The organism is Salipiger sp. (genome assembly GCF_048261495.1).
Lineage (GTDB): Bacteria > Pseudomonadota > Alphaproteobacteria > Rhodobacterales > Rhodobacteraceae > Salipiger.
In genome coordinates this window covers 478712-497431 of sequence record NZ_JBLXFX010000003.1, presented here as the reverse complement: position 1 = coordinate 497431, position 18720 = coordinate 478712, and the positions used below count along the sequence as shown (strand labels likewise).

Annotated in this window: 19 protein-coding genes; 5 read left to right on the top strand and 14 right to left on the bottom strand. The window is 67.6% G+C overall.

The genetic code is table 11. The features are described 5' to 3' along the window. Positions 1-5: 5 nt before the first annotated feature. Both ACN0RJ_RS09060 and ACN0RJ_RS09055 read left to right on the top strand, forming a co-directional pair. Positions 6-1163 (top strand): polysaccharide biosynthesis/export family protein, encoded by a 1158-nt coding sequence (locus ACN0RJ_RS09060; protein WP_417720872.1) that lies wholly within the window; start codon positions 6-8, stop codon positions 1161-1163. After that, positions 1064-3205: a capsular polysaccharide biosynthesis protein gene (locus ACN0RJ_RS09055; protein ID WP_417724056.1), complete on the top strand. Its 2142-nt coding sequence runs from the start codon at positions 1064-1066 to the stop codon at positions 3203-3205. The genes ACN0RJ_RS09060 and ACN0RJ_RS09055 overlap by 100 nt, the downstream gene beginning before the upstream one ends. A gap of 63 nt (positions 3206-3268) precedes the next feature. Here the strand turns inward: ACN0RJ_RS09055 and ribD are convergent, their stop codons facing one another. The 3 genes from ribD to ACN0RJ_RS09040 form a co-directional block, all read right to left on the bottom strand. Further along, positions 3269-4354 carry a bifunctional diaminohydroxyphosphoribosylaminopyrimidine deaminase/5-amino-6-(5-phosphoribosylamino)uracil reductase RibD gene (gene ribD / locus ACN0RJ_RS09050; RefSeq protein WP_417724055.1) on the bottom strand — a complete coding sequence of 362 codons (1086 nt, stop codon included), beginning with the start codon at positions 4352-4354 and terminating at the stop codon, positions 3269-3271. Between the two features lie 2 nt (positions 4355-4356). Further along, a complete protein-coding gene (nrdR, locus tag ACN0RJ_RS09045; RefSeq protein WP_417720875.1) occupies positions 4357-4824 on the bottom strand; it encodes a transcriptional regulator NrdR in 468 nt (155 codons plus the stop codon). 163 nt (positions 4825-4987) lie between these two features. Then, a complete protein-coding gene (locus tag ACN0RJ_RS09040) occupies positions 4988-5404 on the bottom strand; it encodes a secondary thiamine-phosphate synthase enzyme YjbQ (protein WP_417724054.1) in 417 nt (138 codons plus the stop codon). An 84-nt stretch (positions 5405-5488) separates the two neighbouring features. Here ACN0RJ_RS09040 and yghX point away from each other — a divergent pair, with 84 nt between their 5' ends. Then, positions 5489-6394, top strand: a complete 906-nt coding sequence (gene yghX, locus ACN0RJ_RS09035) for a YghX family hydrolase (RefSeq protein ID WP_417720877.1) — start codon at positions 5489-5491, stop codon at positions 6392-6394. Between the two features lie 9 nt (positions 6395-6403). Here the strand turns inward: yghX and ACN0RJ_RS09030 are convergent, their stop codons facing one another. The 7 genes from ACN0RJ_RS09030 to ACN0RJ_RS09000 form a co-directional block, all read right to left on the bottom strand. Continuing rightward, on the bottom strand, positions 6404-6649 hold the full coding sequence (locus ACN0RJ_RS09030) for a hypothetical protein (protein ID WP_417720878.1): 246 nt from the start codon (positions 6647-6649) through the stop codon (positions 6404-6406). Between the two features lie 107 nt (positions 6650-6756). Next, positions 6757-7251, bottom strand: coding sequence for a hypothetical protein (locus ACN0RJ_RS09025; protein WP_417724053.1), 495 nt, complete (start codon positions 7249-7251; stop codon positions 6757-6759). Positions 7252-7320: 69 nt separating this feature from the next. Further along, positions 7321-7713, bottom strand: a complete 393-nt coding sequence (locus ACN0RJ_RS09020) for a hypothetical protein (protein WP_417724052.1) — start codon at positions 7711-7713, stop codon at positions 7321-7323. Positions 7714-7854: 141 nt separating this feature from the next. Continuing rightward, entirely contained in the window at positions 7855-7983 is a 129-nt protein-coding gene (locus ACN0RJ_RS09015) for a hypothetical protein (RefSeq protein ID WP_417724051.1), read from the bottom strand. Then, a complete protein-coding gene (rpoD, locus tag ACN0RJ_RS09010) occupies positions 7980-9971 on the bottom strand; it encodes an RNA polymerase sigma factor RpoD (RefSeq protein ID WP_417724050.1) in 1992 nt (663 codons plus the stop codon). Before rpoD ends, ACN0RJ_RS09015 begins: the two co-directional genes overlap by 4 nt. A gap of 142 nt (positions 9972-10113) precedes the next feature. Then, positions 10114-12069, bottom strand: a complete 1956-nt coding sequence (gene dnaG, locus ACN0RJ_RS09005) for a DNA primase (RefSeq protein ID WP_417720882.1) — start codon at positions 12067-12069, stop codon at positions 10114-10116. A gap of 207 nt (positions 12070-12276) precedes the next feature. Then, complete coding sequence (locus tag ACN0RJ_RS09000) at positions 12277-12564, bottom strand: hypothetical protein (RefSeq protein WP_417720883.1); 288 nt, start codon at positions 12562-12564, stop codon at positions 12277-12279. A gap of 188 nt (positions 12565-12752) precedes the next feature. On the opposite strand from ACN0RJ_RS09000, the gene ACN0RJ_RS08995 reads away from it, so the two are divergent. After that, positions 12753-13220, top strand: a complete 468-nt coding sequence (locus tag ACN0RJ_RS08995; RefSeq protein ID WP_417724049.1) for a DUF1203 domain-containing protein — start codon at positions 12753-12755, stop codon at positions 13218-13220. A 16-nt stretch (positions 13221-13236) separates the two neighbouring features. On the opposite strand, the gene ACN0RJ_RS08990 is transcribed toward ACN0RJ_RS08995, so the two are convergent. The 4 genes from ACN0RJ_RS08990 to ACN0RJ_RS08975 form a co-directional block, all read right to left on the bottom strand. Further along, positions 13237-14541: a pilus assembly protein TadG-related protein gene (locus ACN0RJ_RS08990; protein WP_417724048.1), complete on the bottom strand. Its 1305-nt coding sequence runs from the start codon at positions 14539-14541 to the stop codon at positions 13237-13239. A 2-nt stretch (positions 14542-14543) separates the two neighbouring features. Beyond that, positions 14544-14945, bottom strand: coding sequence for a TadE/TadG family type IV pilus assembly protein (locus tag ACN0RJ_RS08985; RefSeq protein ID WP_417720886.1), 402 nt, complete (start codon positions 14943-14945; stop codon positions 14544-14546). A 681-nt stretch (positions 14946-15626) separates the two neighbouring features. Then, positions 15627-16472, bottom strand: a complete 846-nt coding sequence (locus ACN0RJ_RS08980) for a fumarylacetoacetate hydrolase family protein (RefSeq protein WP_417724047.1) — start codon at positions 16470-16472, stop codon at positions 15627-15629. Continuing rightward, on the bottom strand, positions 16469-17173 hold the full coding sequence (locus ACN0RJ_RS08975) for a GntR family transcriptional regulator (protein WP_417724046.1): 705 nt from the start codon (positions 17171-17173) through the stop codon (positions 16469-16471). Before ACN0RJ_RS08975 ends, ACN0RJ_RS08980 begins: the two co-directional genes overlap by 4 nt. A gap of 465 nt (positions 17174-17638) precedes the next feature. On the opposite strand from ACN0RJ_RS08975, the gene ACN0RJ_RS08970 reads away from it, so the two are divergent. Next, positions 17639-18655 (top strand): TRAP transporter substrate-binding protein, encoded by a 1017-nt coding sequence (locus ACN0RJ_RS08970; protein ID WP_417720889.1) that lies wholly within the window; start codon positions 17639-17641, stop codon positions 18653-18655. Positions 18656-18720: the final 65 nt, after the last annotated feature.

Here is an 18720-nt window from a genome sequence, read left to right as displayed (position 1 = left end):
GAGCAGTGAAACACTCCCCCAACCGATGGGTGAAGTCCGTCGCCCTTCTGGCTGCGGTGTCGATTCTGGCATCCTGCGGCCTGCCCCGCGTCGGCCCGAACAAGCGCGAGATCTACGCAGGCTCCGTCATGCGCGAGGGCGACGCCTTCATCGTTGCGGTCAACGACCGCGTGACCCGCGCGACCGCCGTCGTTCCGGCGCTCGGCTTCTCGGACAGTTTCGTCAATGCGGGCCAGGTCGGCTCCGACACGATCAATCCCGGCGACACGCTGGGCCTGACCGTCTGGGAGAACGTCGACGACGGGCTTCTGGCAGGCTCGACTTCGAACGCGACCACGCTGGAAGAGGTGCAGGTCGACGGGTCGGGCTACATCTTCGTCCCCTATGCCGGTCGCATCAAGGCCGCGGGCAATTCCCCCGAAGCGATCCGCCGCATCATCACGACCAAGCTTCAGGACCAGACCCCCGACCCGCAGGTGCAGGTGCGCCGCGTCGCCGGTGACGGCTCGACCGTCAGCCTCGTCGGCGCGGTCGGCGGCCAAGGCGTCTATGCGATCGAGCGTCCGACGCGCACGCTCTCGGCCATGCTCGCCCGCGCCGGCGGCGTGACCATCGAACCCGAGATCGCCCAGGTCACCGTCCTGCGCGGCGGTCAGCAGGGCAAGATCTGGTTCCAGGATCTCTACAAGAACCCGCGCTTCGACATCGCACTGCGCGGCGGCGACCGCATCCTGGTGGAACAGGACACCCGCGCCTTCACCGCGCTCGGCGCGACCGGGACCCAGGCACGCGTGCCCTTCGAAAGCCAGTCGCTCTCCGCCGTCGAGGCGATCGCGCAGGTCGGCGGCCTGGTGGCCTCGGCCGCCGATCCCACCGGCGTCTTCGTGTTCCGCAACGAACCGGCGGAAATCGCCAACCAGGTGCTCGGCCGGTCCGACCTCGTCGGGGCGCAGCGCCTTGTCTACGTGCTCGACCTGACCCAGCCCAACGGCATGTTCATGGCGCGCGATTTCGTGGTGCGCGATCAGGATACCCTCTACGTGACCGAAGCGCCCTACGCGCAATGGAGCAAGACCATCTCCGCCCTGACCGGCTCGCTCGGTGCCGTGAGCACCGTCGCGACGGTCGCCGACGCGGTCCGCCCGTCCGGCAGCGGAGGCTGAAACTGACCCTGAAGAACCATAACGAGGGACAGGGTGGCGCCGGGGATCAGACTCCCCGGCGTCTTTATGTCTACAGCGCCGGTATCCTGCGCCAGCGGCGGCTGGGCCGCATCCTGGCCGGGGGCGGCTACCGGCTCGCGCTCGGCCTGCCGGGACCGGGGGACGAGGTGGCGGTCTGGGGGCAGTCGCCCTACGCCGCGCGCGGCGAGCGGGTGGCCGCACGGCGCGGCGTTCCGGTGGTGCGGATCGAGGACGCCTGGCTGCGCTCGCTCCACCCCGGGCGCGACGGGGAACCGCCGCTGGGTCTGCTGGTCGACCACACCGGCGTGCATTTCGACGGCCGCGCGCCCTCCGACCTCGAAACGCTGCTGGCGACGCATCCGCTCGACGATCACGCCCTTCTGGGGCGGGCGCGCGCCGGGATCGCGCGGCTGCAGGCCTCGGGCCTGTCCAAGTTCTCGGCCTTCGATCCCGACGCCCCCCTGCCCGAACCGGGTTACGTGCTGGTGATCGACCAGACCCGCGACGATGCCGCGGTGCGGGCCTCGGGCGCGGACCGCAACCGGTTTCTCGAAATGCTATACTGGGCGCAGGAGGAAAACCCCGGGCGGCGCATCCTGATCCGCAGCCATCCCGAAACCCGCACGGGCCACCGCGACGGGCATTTCACCGCCGCCGATGCCGGCGGGCGCATCGCGTTCTGCGACGGCGATGCCGCGCCCCGGTCGCTGCTCGACGGGGCGGTGGCGGTCTATACGGTCTCCTCGCAGATGGGGTTCGAGGCGATCCTCGCCGGGCACCGGCCGCGGGTGTTCGGGATGCCCTTCTACGCCGGCTGGGGGCTCAGCTCGGACGAGGCGCCGATCCCGCGCCGCGGCCGGTCGCTGACCCGCGTGCAGCTTTTCGCCGCCGCGATGCTGCTCTACCCGCTCTGGTACGATCCCTGCCGCGAACGGCCCTGCAGCTTCGAGGATGCCGTCGGCGCGCTCGAAGCCCGGGTGCGGGCCTGGCGCGAGGATCGCGCCGGCTGGGTGGCGGAAGGGATGCGGCTGTGGAAGCGGCGGCATGTGCAGCAGTTCTTCGGCGGGCAGAAACCCGTGATCTTTGCCGACGGCCACGCCGCGCGGACCCGAGCCGAGGCATCCGGCAGGCGCCGCATGGTCTGGGCGGGCAAGGCGCGGGACGAGGCGGCGGTCCGGGTCGAGGACGGTTTCCTGCGCTCGCGCGGCCTCGGCGCGGCGCTGGTGCCGCCGCTGTCGCTGGTGCTGGACGATCTCGGGATCTACTACGACCCGACCCGCCCCTCGCGGCTGGAACGGCTCATCGCGGCAAGCCCCGGACTGCGCCCGGACGAGCTTGACCGCGCGCGCCTCCTGATCGAGCGGCTGACCGCGTCGGGCGTGACCAAGTACACGCCCGGCGGCCCCCTGCCCGACCTGCCCGGGGGGCGGCGGATCCTCGTGCCCGGCCAGGTGGAGGACGATGCTTCGGTCCTGCTGGGCAGTCCGCAGATCGGGCGCAATGCCGAGCTTCTGGCGCGGGTGCGCGCGGAGGCCCCCGACGCCGTGCTGATCTGGAAGCCCCACCCGGACGTCGCCGCCGGGCTGCGGCCGGGGGCTGTCGAGGCGCCGGAACGCTGGGCCGACGTGGTGCTCGACCGGGTCGACACAGGGGCGCTGCTGCGTCAGGTCGACGAGGTCTGGACCATGACCTCGCTCACCGGGTTCGAGGCGCTGCTGCGCGGGGCCGCCGTCACCGTGCTGGGCGCGCCCTTCTATGCCGGCTGGGGCCTGACGCGCGACCTCGGGCCGGTGCCCGCCCGGCGTCTCGGCGGCGCGCGCCCGACGCTCGAAGGCCTGGTGCATGCCGCGCTGATCGCCTGTCCGCGCTACCGCGACCCGGTGAGCGGACTGCCCTGCCCGGTCGAGGTGGTGCTGGACAGGCTGGAAAGCGGCACGATCCCCGCGCCCGGTCCGGCGCGGCGCGGCCTCTCGAAGCTTCAGGGGCTTCTGGCCGGCCACGCGCATCTCTGGCGTCGGTAGCGCGCCTGCAACGGGCGGGATGTGCGTATTTGGAACAAGAAGAAACGCAGGGTCCTGCGCCGCTCAGGCGCGGCGCCAGCGATGCAGGATGTCGCCGCCGAGGTCGGCATGCTCCACGAGCCGGAAGCGGGGGGCATCGGCCAGGCTGTCGACCCCCAGCGCCCCGATCCCCGGCCGCCCCTCGGCCCCGAGCGCGATCCCTGCGGTGAAGCCGACCAGTTCGTCGACCAGATCCGCGCCGAGCAGCGAGGCCGCAAGCTGGCCGCCGCCTTCGCAGAAGACCCGCGTGAGCCCCGCCTCGCCCAGGGCCGCGAGCAGCGCTGCCGGGTCGAGCCGACCGCCGCGCACCGGGCAGGCCAGCAGCCGCGCGCCGCAGGCGGCCCAGGCCTTGCGCAGGGTGGCGGGCGCCTCGGCACCGTGAACCATCCAGACCGGCACCTCGCGCGCGGTGCTGGCGAGGGTGCTCATCAGCGGCACGTCGATCAGCCGCGAGGCGACGATGCGCACCGGCTGGGGCACCTCGCCCCAACCGCGCACGGTCAGCGAGGGGTTGTCGGCGCGCGCCGTGCCCGCACCCACCATCACCGCGTCATGGCTGGCGCGCAGGCCGTGGACCGCGGCGCGGGCCGCCTCCCCGGTGATCCAGCGGCTTTCCCCGGTCGCGGTGGCTATGCGGCCGTCGAAGCTCGACGCCAGTTTCAGGGTGACGAAGGGCCGGCCCTGGTCCACCCGCAGGAAGAACCCCGCGTGATCGCGCGCCGCCTCTTCCGCGAGGATGCCGGTGGTGACCTCGATCCCGGCCTTGAGCAGGGCGCGGAAGCCCCGCCCCGACACCCGCGGGTCGTTGTCCGCCAGCGGCGCGACCACCCGCGCCACCCCCGCGCGGATCAGCGCTCCGGTGCAGGGCGGTGTCCGGCCCTGGTGCGAACAGGGTTCCAGCGTCACGTAGGCGGTTGCGCCGCGCGCGGCCTCGCCCGCCTCGGCCAGCGCTTCGGTTTCGGCATGGGGGCGCCCGCCGGGCTGTGTCCAGCCGCGCCCGACCACCCGCCCGTCGCGGACGATGACGCAGCCGACCGCCGGATTGGGCCAGCAGAGTCCCATCCCCCTGCGCCCGAGGCGCAGGGCGTGGGCCATGTGGCGCTCGTCCATGCTCACTTGTCCGCCGAGCCGCCCGGCCGCAGCTCGCTCACGAACTTGTCGAAATCGTCCGCGGCCTGGAAGTTCTTGTAGACGCTGGCAAAACGCACGTAGGCGACGGTGTCGATCCGGGCCAGGGTCTCCATCACGATCTCGCCGATCTGCTTGGACTGGATGTCCGTCTCGCCCATGCTTTCCAGCCGCCGCACGATGCCCGAGATCATCTGGTCGACCCGTTCCGGATCGAGCGGACGCTTCTGGATCGCCATGCGGATCGAGCGTTCGAGCTTGTCGCGGTCGAAATCCTCGCGTCGGCCCGAGGTCTTGATGACCACGAGGTCGCGCAGCTGCACCCGTTCATAGGTGGTGAACCGGCCGCCGCAGGCCGGGCAGAAGCGCCGGCGCCGGATCGACACGTGATCCTCTGCCGGACGCGAATCCTTTACCTGCGTATCGATATTTCCGCAAAACGGGCAGCGCATCTGCCGTCCCCCTCAATCTGTTCCGATCTGCCTCTGATCGTGGGGTTGGCCCCCACTTATCCACAGCCACTATAGGCGCCTGGCCAGACGTTGGGTAGAGGGGAATTGCCGCCGCAACATCCTGTTGAAATCCATAGGGGGAAAACGCCGGATTTTTCCCCCGTCACACCGCCGAGAACAGCGCCGCAACCTCGCGCGAATGCGGGCGGCGGCGGTGCTCGACCACGTAGATCCCCTGCCAGGTTCCCAGCACCATGCGCCCGCCGATCACCGGGATCGACAGGCTGACCGGCATCACCGCCGCCTTGATATGGGCGGGCATGTCGTCCGGCCCCTCGTATGTGTGGGTCAGGTAGGACATGGCGGGGGTATCCGAGGGCGGCACCAGCCGGTCGAAATACGCGACGAGATCGCGCCGCACGTCGGGATCGGCGTTTTCCTGCACCAGCAGCGAGGCCGAGGTGTGGCGGATGAACAGCGTCACCAGCCCGTCCCCCGCGCCGCGCAGCCAGGCCGCGACCTCTGCGGTGATCTCGTGAAGGCCGGGGCCCGATGTCGTGATTTTGAATGTCTCGTGCATCTTTTTTACTTTCCGGGAATCGCCGCGTCACGGACCCTCGGGCATGGCCCGGCACGGGACCGGGCCGCCAACAGGAGAGACGCCATGAATGACCAGACGCCTCGACCCCGCATGACCGCGGCGGATTTCGATCAGGATCTGCTCGATCTCTACGACTTCTACGCGCATGGAAAGATCACCAAACGCGAATTTCTCGACCGGGCGGGGAAATTCGCCGTGGGAGGGCTGACCGCTGCGGCCCTTCTGTCCATGTTGTCGCCGGATTACGCCCTGGCGGAACAGGTCAGCTTCAACGACCCGGACATCGTCGCCGAATACATCACCTACCCCTCGCCCAACGGCCACGGCGAGGTGCGCGGATATTACGTCAAGCCCGTCGGCCCGGAAGGCAAGATGCCCGCCGTCGTGGTGGTTCACGAGAACCGCGGTCTCAACCCCTATATCGAGGACGTGGCGCGGCGGCTTGCCAAGGCCGGGTTCATCGCGTTGGCCCCGGACGGGCTGTCCTCGGTCGGGGGCTATCCGGGCAACGATGCGGAAGGCCGGGAATTGCAGCAGACCGTCGATTCCGAGAAGCTGATGAACGATTTCTTCGCCGCCTTCGAATTTCTCGCGGCGCATGACGACACCACCGGCAAGGTCGGCTGTGTCGGCTTCTGCTATGGCGGGGGGGTATGCAACGCGCTGGCCGTCGCCTATCCGGAGCTTTCGGCCTCGGTCCCGTTCTACGGTCGTCAGGCGGCCGCGGCGGACGTTCCGAAGATCGAGGCGCCGCTACTGCTGCAATACGCCGGGCTGGACGAGCGCATCAACGAGGGCTGGCCCGCCTACGAGGCCGCACTCAAGGAGCACGGCAAGACCTATACGGCGCATATCTACGAGGGGGTGAACCACGGGTTTCACAACGATTCCACCCCGCGTTACGACGAGGCCGCGGCGACCCTGGCTTGGGACCGGACGCTCGCCTTCTTCAAGGAGCATCTGGCCTGACGTCAGGGCTCAGATATCGGCAACGCAGACGACGCCCGGAAGGTCGTCGTTTGCACCGAACAGCATCGGCGTGCCCTCGTCGGTGACGACGGGCATCTGGCCGACCTGGCGAAGCGTGTCGCGGCAATCGGCCAGTTCGGAGGGGGCAACGCGGATCTCGATCACCTCGGGCTCGTCGCCCAGCAGTTCGGTCGCGGCAAAGGCAGCGGCGGCGGTGCAGACGGCGGCGGCGGATACGATGGCGAGGCGGATCATTCTGGTCTCCCTTGCGGTTCAGGGAGAGAACGCGCGCAACCCTCTGAAGTTCCGAAAAATTTCCGCAGGTCCGGCTAGACGGGCCGCAAGCCCGGCGTTTCGGCGGCTCAATTGCAGCCGTGCGCCCAGCTTTGCGTGTCGAGGCACCAGACCTGTCCCGCGGCCTCCTTTGCCAGATAGACCGGGTAGAAATCCCCCTCCGAGACCGAGCCCGCATCGCAGCCGATCGTCGCCAGCGCGGCCCCGTCCTTTGCGACCGTGACGCCGCCGTCGGTGACCGGAGAGGCGTCCATGCGGTCGGTGGCGTGATGCACCGTGTAGGAATAGCGGTCGTTGTCGAAGGTCACTTCCTCCCAGAACACGCGGCCGACGCCGGGCCAGGGGGTCATCCCGACCGCTGCCGCCGGTTGCACCAGCAGCATCTCGGCCACGCCGGTCGCCGGGCCGAAGCGATAGATCACCACCTCCCCCTGCCGGCAGATGTCGACGGCCTTCTTGCCGCCGTTGGTCGTGCAATGGAACAGCGCCTCTCCGGGGCCGAAACAGGCGGCCCGTGCCGTGGCGGGAAGCGCGAGAAGGGCAAGAAGCACGAGGCGTATCATGGGCGATCCGATCTGAAGCTGCCCCCCATCATCCCCCGCCCGGCCCCCTGCGGCAAGACCGGATGCCGCTCAGATCCGCGGCGGCAAGGTCCTGCAGTCGGGCGTGACATGGTGGACATGGGCGCTCAGCGCATGGCGCGACGGCAGTCCGAGCGCATAGTCGGCGGCCTGCAGCGCGATGTGCCAGGACTCCGCGGTCGCGGGACCCTTCATGTCGGCATCCCCGACCACGTTCACGAACAGAAGATGCGCCTCGATCCCCTGTTCGTGCAGCCACCACGGATGCGCCAGCCGGTTCGCGTACTGGTAGTAGCACGCCATCCGGTCCGACCGCTCCTCCGCCCCTAGCGCCGCCTTTGTCGCCCCCGGGGCCTGCGCGATGCGCGCGCGGGACGCGGGCGCCGTTGCGGCACGGGGGCTCGAGAGGAACTCGCGCATGTGGGCCTTGGCCTTCACCAGCACGGGGCCTTGCTCCTCCACCGCGAAGCGGTCCCAGATCGCGCCGCGCCCGGGCCAGAACGCCGCCAGGGCGGGTTCCAGGTGGCCGAGGTCGAGCGCCCGCAGGACGGCGCCGTCGCGCTATCCGGCGAACCCTGTCTGCCGTTACGGGAACAGCCAGCGCAGAACGGAAAGCCCCGCCTGCCGGAGGGCCGACGGGGCGTCTTCGACATAGCGCTGCAACCACATCGGGCTGCCGCGAAAGGCCAGCCCGGATGCGGGGTCCGTCCTCACTGATCGAGGAAGGACCGAAGTTTGCGCGACCGGCTCGGATGCTTGAGCTTGCGCAGGGCCTTTGCTTCGATCTGGCGGATGCGTTCGCGGGTCACGCTGAATTGCTGGCCGACTTCCTCGAGCGTGTGATCGGTGTTCATGCCGATGCCGAAGCGCATCCGCAGCACCCGTTCCTCGCGCGGGGTGAGCGAGGACAGCACCCGCGTCGTGGTTTCCTTCAGGTTCTCCTGAATGGCGGAATCCAGCGGCAGGATCGCGTTCTTGTCCTCGATGAAATCGCCGAGTTGGCTGTCTTCCTCGTCGCCGATGGGCGTTTCGAGGCTGATCGGCTCCTTGGCGATCTTCATCACCTTGCGGACCTTCTCGAGCGGCATCTGCAGCTTTTCGGCCAGCTCTTCCGGCGTCGGCTCGCGGCCGATCTCGTGCAGCATCTGGCGCCCCGTGCGGACCAGCTTGTTGATCGTCTCGATCATGTGGACCGGGATGCGGATGGTCCGCGCCTGATCCGCAATCGACCGCGTGATCGCCTGCCGGATCCACCACGTCGCGTAGGTCGAGAACTTGTAGCCGCGACGATACTCGAACTTGTCGACGGCCTTCATCAGGCCGATGTTGCCTTCCTGAATAAGATCAAGGAATTGCAGCCCGCGATTCGTGTACTTCTTGGCGATGGAGATCACGAGACGGAGGTTCGCCTCGACCATTTCCTTTTTCGCCTGACGGGCTTCCTTCTCGCCCTTCTGGACCTGGTTCACGATGCGGCGGAATTCGGAAATATCCAGACCGACATACTGGCCGACCTGCGCCATGTCCGAGCGCAGTTCCTCGACCTTGTCGCTGAAGCGCTCGATGAACATCTGCCAGCCGCGACCGGCCTTGTCGTTCATCCGCTCCATCCAGCTCGGGTCGAGCTCGTTGCCGCGGTATTCGTCGATGAATTCGCGACGGTTGATGCGCGCCTGGTCCGCCAGCTTCACCATGGCGCTGTCGATCGACATGATGCGCTTGTTGATGCCGTAGAGCTGGTCGATCAGCGCCTCGATCCGGTTGTTGTGCAGGTGCAGGCCGTTCACCATCTCGACGATCTCGGAGCGCAGCTTCTGGTAGCGCCCCTCGTCCGCATCCGAAAAGGTGCCGTCCTCGTTCAGCGTGGCGCTGATCCGGGCATCCTGCATCTCGGCCAGTTCTTCGTAATCGCGGGCGATGGTGTCGAGCGTTTCGAGAACGCGCGGCTTCAGCGCGGTCTCCATCGCGGCCAGCGACATGTTGGCCTGATCGTCGTCGTCCTCGTCGTCTTCCTTGACGATGGGATTGCCGTCGGCATCGAGTTCGGGCTCGTTGCCCCCGCCCGTGCGGGCGCCGTCGCCGGTGGCGGCAGCGTCGACCACCGGCTCCTCGAGGTCGCCATCCTCGCCCATCTGGTTGCCGAAGGTCGTCTCGAGGTCGATCACGTCGCGCAGCAGGATGTCTTCGCTCAGAAGTTCGTCGCGCCAGATGGTGATCGCCTGAAAGGTCAGCGGGCTTTCGCACAGGCCCGCGATCATCGTGTTGCGCCCGGCCTCGATCCGCTTGGCGATGGCGATCTCGCCCTCGCGGCTCAGCAGTTCGACGGAGCCCATCTCGCGCAGGTACATGCGCACCGGGTCATCGGTACGGTCGAGCTTTTCCGAAGCCCCGGAGGACAGCGTGACATCGCGCCCCTTGGACGCGTCGACAAGGTCGGTCGAGCCCTTCTTGTCGTCCTCTTCGCCCTCTTCGTCGTCCTCGGTGACCTGGATGCCCATTTCCGAGAGCATCGACATCACGTCCTCGATCTGGTCCGAGCTGACCTGGTCGGGGGGCAGAACCTCGTTGAGCTGGTCGTAGGTGATATAGCCACGCTCGCGCGCGTCGGCGATCATCTTCTTGACCGCCGCCTGGCTCATGTCGAGGCTATGTCCGTCGTCCTGGCTTTCAGGTTTGGCGTCGTCGTTGTCTTTGGCTGCCATGAAGTGCTCCGTTAAGGGAGAAGACCCGTCCGGGGCCTGTCGTCACGCGGTCTAGGTGATTCGGATCGACGAATCATGAAGTGATTCGAATGATTCGGCCACCCGTCCCCCTCTAGTTTCTTTGCATTGCCGTTCCAAGGAGCTAGTCCGCCCCCTTGGAAAAGCGAATCTGTTGCCGGATCGCCTCGGCACGTTCGATTTCCTCGCGATCCATCGCCACGCCGTTCGGCGCCACCTGCACTTCGGCGCGGTTTTCGACATTGCCGCGCTGCACCTTGTCGAAGGCCGCATTGGCCAGTTTCAGCCGCTCCGTCAGCACCTCGTCGGCCAGCGTGTGGATGTCCGACTCCGCCTCGCTCAGGTCCAGCCTGCGCCCCTCGGCAGCCTCGATGCGGTTCAGGTGGTCGTTCACGGTCAGCCGTGCGAATTCCGCATCCTCGCGCCTCAGGCAGGGGACCAAGCCCAAATGGCGCGCCGAGAGCAGGGTTTCAAGGCGCTGCCGGCCGATTTCCTCGCCGACGCAGTCGCCGACCGTCTCCGGGGCGCGTTCGGCATGGCGCAGCAGCGCGGCCCGCAACGCGCCGAGGTCCTCGTCCGCACAGCGCAGCGCCTCGATCCGGTGCTCGAATTCGAGGATCAGGCGCGGGTAGCGCAGCAGGACCGCCATCAGTTCGACCTCGCGAAGGCGCACCTGCACCGCCTCGTCGCCGGTGGCCAGAAGCGACCGCTTGGCGCTGCTGGTGGGCGGCTCGGGCGCATTCCACGCCTTGCGCCCGCCGCGCGCGCCGCCTGCCCCGCCACCGCCCCCCCGCTTCGGGCGGAACAGCTGCCAGCGCAGGTCCTTGATCTCGTCGCCGTAGTGCCGCCGCAGGCCGGGGTCGCGGATCAGCCGCAGCTTCTCGCGCAGCTCCGCATCCAGCGCCGCCTTGCGCTCTGGGCTGTCAAAGACCCGCCCCTCGGTCTGCTTGCGCCAGAGCAGCGACACCATCGGCAGCGCGCCGTCGAGCACCTTCTGCACCGCGCCGGCGCCCTCGGCGCGCAGCAGGTCGTCCGGGTCCTTGCCCTCGGGCATCAGGGCAAAGCGCAGGGACTTGCCTGCCTCCAGCAGGGGCAGCGCCAGGTCGACCACGCGATAAGCCGCCCGCAACCCGGCCTTGTCGCCATCGAGCGCCACCACCGGCTCCGGGGAAATCCGCCAGAGCAGCGCCAGCTGGTGCTCGGTCACCGCGGTGCCCAGCGGCGCGACCGCCGCGTCGAAACCGGCCTCGCAGAGCGCGATCACGTCCATGTAGCCCTCGGCCACGATCAGCGGCTTGCCCTTGCCCGCCGCCTCCCGCGCCGGGCCGTGGTTGTATAGGCTGCGCCCCTTGTCGAAAAGCTCGGTCTCGGGCGAATTCAGGTACTTGGCATTGTCGGCGGGATCCATCGCGCGCCCGCCGAAGGCGATGGCGCGCCCGCGCCCGTCGCGGATCGGAAACATGATCCGGTTGCGGAACACGTCATAGGGCTCCCGCCCCTTGTCCGAGGCCTTGGCCAGCCCGCAACCGAGGATCAGCTCCTCCGCCACCCCCTGCCCGCGCAGATGCGACCAGAGGTTCTGCCACCCGCCGGGCGCAAAGCCCAGTTCGAAGCGGTCCTGCACCGGCTCCTTCAGGCCGCGCCGTTCGAGATAGCCGCGCGCCTCCGCCGCCGCGCCGGTGCGCAGTTGCAGGCGGAACCAGCGCAGCGCCTGCTCCATCACCGCGGCCAGCCGGTCGCGGCGGTCCGTCCGGACCTGGGCCTGCGGATCTCGGGCGGGCATCGTCATCCCGGCTTCGCGCGCGAGGATCTCCACCGCCTCCATGAACTCGACGTTCTCCGTCTCCTTCACGAAGGAAATCGCATCCCCCTTCGCCTGGCAGCCGAAGCAGTAGTAGAACCCCTTGCGGTCATCGACATGAAACGAGGCGCTCTTTTCCTGGTGGAACGGACAGGGCGCCCACATGTCGCCCTTGCCCTGGTTCGACTTGCGGCTGTCCCACAGCACCTTGCGCCCCACGACCTGAACCAGGCTCGTGCGGGTGCGCAATTCGTCGAGAAATCCGGGAGGCAGACTCATGCGCCGAATATCCTCCCCCGACGCCCCCGAGTCCAGAGACCACCCATCACTCTTCTTCTTGTTTCAAATACGCCCCTGCCGGCCCGCGCCACGGCCTCCTCCGCCCGGCAGGGGCGTCACCCCGCCACGGCCGCCGAGGCGCAGGGCCCCGCCCGAAGCCGAGACACCCGGCGCGCGCAACGCGCGCTCCGCCCGATCAGCGCCCGGTCACTGTGCGAGGCACTGGGCCTTCCAGACCGTGCCGACCTCGTCGGTCAGCTGGTCCTCGGGCAGCGCGTAGATCCATTCGGCCAGCATGTCCCCGGCGGTGCGATCCAGCGCCTTGCGCATCGCCCGGCGGGTCTTGCCCATCGACGCGCCGTCCTTTCGCGCCTGGATGCCTGCCATGACGACGGCCACGGACTTGTCGCAGGCCGCGACCTTGTCCGCATCGGGGGCCGCCTGCGCGCCCCCGGCCACCAGAATCCCGATCCCGATCATCGCTGCAAACCGCATCTTGCCGACCCTCCTGCTCGTGTCCCCGACACTTATCGCGCGCGCGCAGGGTTGTCACGACGTGCCGCCGCGTCCGGCCCCGCCTCGGCAAGCTCCCGCAGGGGCCTCGCCGCGCAATGCGCAGGCTTCGGGTCGCGCGCGCACCGCCAGGCATGGCATTGCGGTCCCGACAACCGCAGGAGACACGGATGACCTTCCGCATCGGCGGGCTCGACCCGGCCCCGTTCCGCCCGCTATACGGGCTCGACGACGCCGCACTCGCCGCGCGCGGCGCGCAGCGCATGACCGTCGACGGCCGGCCCGGCTATCCGGACCGCATCACCCTGCGCGAGGCAGCGCCCGGCACGACGGTGCTGCTGCTCAACCACGAATCCCTCCCCGCCGGCTCGCCCTTCCATGCCCGCCACGCCATCTTCGTGCCGGAAGGGGCCGACACCGCCTGCACGGTCGAGGACGAGATCCCCGAGGTCATGCGCCACCGGAAGCTTTCCCTGCGCGGCTTCGACGGCGGCGGAATGATGCGCGACGCCGCTCTCTGCGACGGCAGCACGCTGCGCGGCCTGATCGCACGCCTGTTCCGCGATCCGGACATCGTCGAGATCCATGCCCACAACGCGGCGCGCGGCTGCTATTGCGCGCGCATCACCCGCGCCTGACGGGCGCGGGCGAGGCTCATTCGACCATGCGCACCACGCGTTCCCACAGCACCAGGTCCATGCCGCTTTCGGGACAGCCGTTCATCGCGATGTTCGAGGTGGTGTTCACGTCCTCGCCCGAGATCATCGACACCCCCTCGACGCCCTGCGCCTGCGCGGCAAAGTCGATGCTCTTGAGCGCGACCACCTGTGAGCCGTAGATCTGCAGGTTGGCCGCCACGTTGAAACCGCCCTGCGTCAGCAGCGCCGCCCCGCCGCCCGGCGCGCAGTGGTCGTTCCGCCCGAGCGTCAGCCCGTTGGGGGCATCGAAGCTGCGATCACCGGTGCTGGCGGTCGCGATGACCACGTCCTCGAGCACGACGCCGTTGCGGAACGAGATGTCGCAATCGGTGACCAGCACGAATTCCGAATAGAGCCCAGGCGCAAAGGTCATGCCCTGGTTGCCGGTGCAGCTGTAGCTGTGCACCCGGCCCGCCTCGAAATTCTCCGGATCGACCCGCCGGTCCGTCAGCAACACGGCCGCCGACCCGTGGACATACCCGGGCGCGACCTGCGGGTCGTTGGTTTCGAGCTTGGTGATCGTCTCCGGCACCGCGTCGAGCACCTTGAACAGGTAGAAGGCATTGCGCAGCGCCTCGGCGAGGCCGTCATTGCTCTCCCATCCGGCGGGCGGCACGACGATGTCGCCCTGATCCGGCATCGACACCACTGCTCCCGTGGCAAAGTAGTTGTGGTTGTTCAGCTCGACATGGTCGTTGCCGTGCATGCAGAATTCCGGCCCGAACTCGTTGTTGGACTGCACGTCGACGACGTTGCGCGCCACGAAACCGTTCTTGAAACAACCCGGCTCCCAGACCTGGAAGATCGCGGTGGTGTCGATCTCGAACCCGCGGTAGCCGATCACCTGAAGCAGCATGTTGGTGACGATGTTGTCGCGCGACGTGTCGCGGCGGGCGATGACGCGCACCGCGTCGTTCGACTGCGGGTCCGGCGCAAAGCTGCCCGCGTCGTGATCCCAGGTGCCGAATTCGATATCGGTGACGACGATGGCCTCGCCGTGCAGCGCCTCGGGCAGGTTGCCGGGCACCAGCGTCATCGCCGCACCGCGCGCGTCGTCCGCCGGCCGGGTCAGCCGCATCAGCATCGCGGCATGGGCGACGTTGTCGGTGGCCGCCTGAAGCTTCGTCTGCTCCGAGGTCCGGTGCAGGAAGTCGATCGCCAGCCCCCCGAGCATCAGCGAGATCACGAAGAAATAGAGCGCGAGCAGGGTGACGGAGCCGTCCTCCTCCCGCAGATAGCCCCCGGCCAGCCGAGCACGCATGATCAGAACTCCGCCAGCTGTTCGGTTTCCACCACCACCGAACGGTTGCGGAAGACCGGGATCGTGTTGATCGGCATGAGATCCGAGGTCGGCACGATAAGCCGGGTGCGCACGACGCCGTTCATGAAGGAGGTGCTGACCGTGGCGGTCGGCGCGAAGGCCGCGATCGCGGTCAGGATGAACTCCTCCGCCGCCTCCGAGGTCGAGATCCGCCCGACAGAATAGGCCCGGTTTGCGTCCTGGACGATGCGCATCATCTCGGACTGGCGATTGAAGACCATGCTCACGTCGATCATCATCGTCAGCAGCATCAGGAACATCGGCAGCCAGATGACGGATTCAACGGTAACCGAGCCGTCTTCGCGCTTGAAAAAACCGGTGAGGTTTCGCAGGAATTTATTCATTGTTCTTCTCCCTTGGCGTCGCAGGGCCCCTGTCTGCTTGGGTACGATGCCGAGATTGCCGTTAACGCCCGCCTTACCGATGGTGAAAATGTGGCGCGAAACCGGCATTCCGGTTCAATTGTTCTTAAGCAACCGCACCTAGGATGAGGCGACTCGGAAATTTGTCGGCAAATCATCTCCGGTATTTCCGGAAATGAGATCCGCTATTTCCGGAAATCCGGCGACAGATTGACTGGAATATGGAGAGAGATGTTCCGGCACCCTCCCGGACCGTCCCTAAGGCCGCCGGAACTGCGCTTTCTTCCGTTCCATCCACCCGAGTCGGGGACAACCCAGACTCGTTCCTGCACCAACGATCCTTGACCTGAATCAAGCTTCTCGGTTCTTGACCGCGCCCGGCGCGGCGCCGCGCCATCCGGGAAGCGGGCCGCGCGCCGGGCAGTCCGCTCAATCGGCCCGTTTCGCCAAAACATCCGGCGTCATGATTCCGGAAACCGCCTCACTCCCGGAAATCATTCGCGCAAAAGGAAGGAATTAAATCGCCCCTGACAATTCCCTTATCCGGCACTCAGTCCATTAAAATTCTATCGACCACCGCCCGCCCGTTGCCCGCCGAAACGCAAAAGGGCCGCCGGCAAATGCGGCGGCCCTTTCCGGATTCGCGGGTGGTCTTCCGCCCCGTCAGGAGGCGGCGACGGTGATCTGGCGCTGCTCGCCCAGCTTCTCGACCCGGATGACCATCTCGTCGCCCGGCTTCAGGAAACGCTGGGGCGACATGCCCATGCCCACGCCCGAGGGCGTTCCGGTAGCGATGATGTCGCCCGGCACCAGCTTCATGAACTGGCTCATGTAGCTGACGATCTCGCGCACCGAAAAGATCATGTCGGACGTGTCGCTGTCCTGGACCGTCTCGCCGTTCAGATCGAGCGAGACCTTGAGCGCCTGAGGATCGCCCACTTCGTCCGCCGTCACCAGCCAGGGACCGCAGGGGCCGAAGGTCGGGGCCGACTTGCCCTTGACCCACTGGCCGCCGCGCTCGGTCTGGAAGCCGCGCTCGGAGACATCGTTGATCGTGCAATAGCCCGCGACATAATCCAGCGCGTCCTCTTCGGAGACGTAGAGCGCCTCCTTGCCGATGATCACGCCCAGCTCGACCTCCCAATCGCCCTTGGTCGAGGCACGCGGGATGACCACGTCGTCGAAGGGACCGGAAAGCGCCGAGGTCGCCTTGTTGAAGATGATCGGCTCCTTGGGCGGCTCCGCGCCGGTTTCGGCGGCGTGCTTGGCGTAGTTGAGGCCGATGCAGAAGAAGTTCGGCACGGAGGCCAGGCAGCAGCCGATGCGCTCGTCCGCGGACAGTTCCGGCAGCGCGGACAGATCCAGCGCGCGGATCGCGTCGATCGCCTCGAGCGATACCCCTGCCCCGGCGAAATCAGGCACCTTGCCCGAGAGATCGCGGATCTTGCCCTCGGCGTCGATGACCGCGGGTTTTTCGGCGCCCTTCGGGCCAACTCTCAACAGTTTCATGAGTCTCCTTTCCTCTTCTCACCGGCTGCACCCGGCTCTTCGCCCTGGTGTCCGGCATTCTCGGCCTCGATCGCGGCGGCGATGTCTTCGGCCAGGTTCGACAGGTGCTGATCCAGCGCCGCGTCGACGGCGCGTGGATCGCGGGCACGCAGCGCCTCCATGATGGCGCCGTGATGGGTCACCACCCGCTCCCGGTTCCGCCGCATCGTCGCCGACAGATACCGCGCGCGCCACAGCCGGGCGAGGTAGTCGCCATGGGTAACGGCCAGCGCCTCGTTATGGGCGGCCAGCGCGATCTTGCGGTGGAATTCCATGTCCAGCTCGAACAGATCGAGCGAATCGACCCGGTCGTAGGCCTCGGCGATGCGCTCGTGGATGTCGGAGAGCGCGTCGAGATCGGCGGTCGTCGCGGCCTTGCAGGCGATCTGTCCGGACAGCTTTTCGAGCGTCAGCAGGACCACGACCTGATCGTAGACCTCCTTGACCGTGGGGCGGGCGACGATGGGACTGCGCGAGGGGCGCAGCAGGACCAGCCCCTCCTTGGCGAGGATGCGAATCGCCTCGCGCATGGGCGTGCGGCTGACCCCCATCTCGGAGGCGTTGTCGCGCTCCTTGATGGCGGTGTCCGGGGGCAGTTTCCCGCGAAGAATGTCGCGGCGCAATTGCGCTGCGATCTGTTCCGGCAATGTCGTGTCAGTCATCACAAAGGCTCCGTGTCCGGTCGGCGACCGGATCGTACTTGGTCCCCGCTGAGGGGAAGGAGACCTTTGGTCGGAATTTGGTATACCAGAAAAACGCCCATGTGAAGCCCCGACTGTGCGAATCGATTCGCCCCGATTCGCTTTCCGGCGGCGAATCGACGGCAAAGCGGCGCCGGAATCCATCCCCGAAGCTGCCGTCCGGGCCATCCCCCGCCCCGCGCAGGGTGCGGCGGGCGACTTCTATAATAGGGGCCCGTCGCGGCGCGGGGGGCCGGGTTGCCCGGCCTGCCTGACAAATTCCGCCCTTCCCGCCCCCGGCCGGGGAAGAAAACAGGATTTGGTATACCAAAAACTGTTGAAAACGCACGGCGGTCTGCGCTAGCGTTCCTCTCGATGGTATACCATCTGGCGCATTGAGGGAGCGCCACAGGACAAGGGGCATGACCCCACACAGGGAGGAACCATATGAAACTGACATCCGTACTCAAGGCGTCCGCGCTGGCCGCTGTCGTGGCTGCACCGGCCTTTGCCGATCCGATCACGCTGCGCATCCAGACGCACTACGCCACCGAGCACCCCACCGGAAAGATGATCGCGACCTGGGCTGACGACGTTCAGACCATGTCCGAAGGCGACATCACCATCGAGATGTTCTACTCGTCGTCGGTCGTCGCCACGACCGAGACCTTCGACGCCGCGATCAACGGCATCCTCGACTGCGACGCCACCGGCGGCGCCTACCAGACCGGCAAGAACGCCGCGTTCCAGTTCGTCGGCGACCTCATGGGCGGCTATGACACGCCCTGGCAGTACTACTCGTGGCTGTACTACGGCGACGGCCTTGCCGCTGCCCAGAAGCTCTACAATGCCAATGACATGCAGCTGATCGGCTGGTCGCTCTACGGCCAGGAATCGCTGTCCTCGTCCAAGCCGCTCGCCGGGTTCGCCGACCTCAAGGGCTGGAAGTTCCGTTCGCCCCCGGGCATGGAAACCGAGATCTTCGAAGAGCTCGGCGCATCGCCCATCGTGATGGACTTCACCGAGATCTTCACCGCGCTCGAAACCGGCATCATCGACGGCGCCGACGCTTCGGGCCTGGCCAACAACGTCGGTCTCGGTCTCTACGACATCGTGAAGCACGCCACCTACCCCGGCTTCCACTCGATGCCGGCCGACCACCTGGCCTGCAACAAGGCGGTCTGGGACGGCATGACCGAAGCCCAGCGTCGCATGATCGAAACCGCATGGCAGAAGCTGTCCTTCCACATCGCGCTCGCGAACGAGAAGAACAACGCCGAAGCCGCGGCCAAGCTGCAGACCGAGGGCGTGACCCTCTACGACTGGTCGGCAGAAGATCGCGCCGCCTTCCGCAAGGGCGCACAGGTTGCCTGGGAACGCTGGGGCGACAAGACCCCCGAGGCCCGCGACATCCTGGAAAGCCACAAGGCGTACCTCACGCAGCTCGGCCTGCTGAGCGAGTGATCGTCGGCCCCGCTTGACGCGGACCGGAACATGAATCGGCGGGTCCCTCCCGAGGGGGCTCGCCT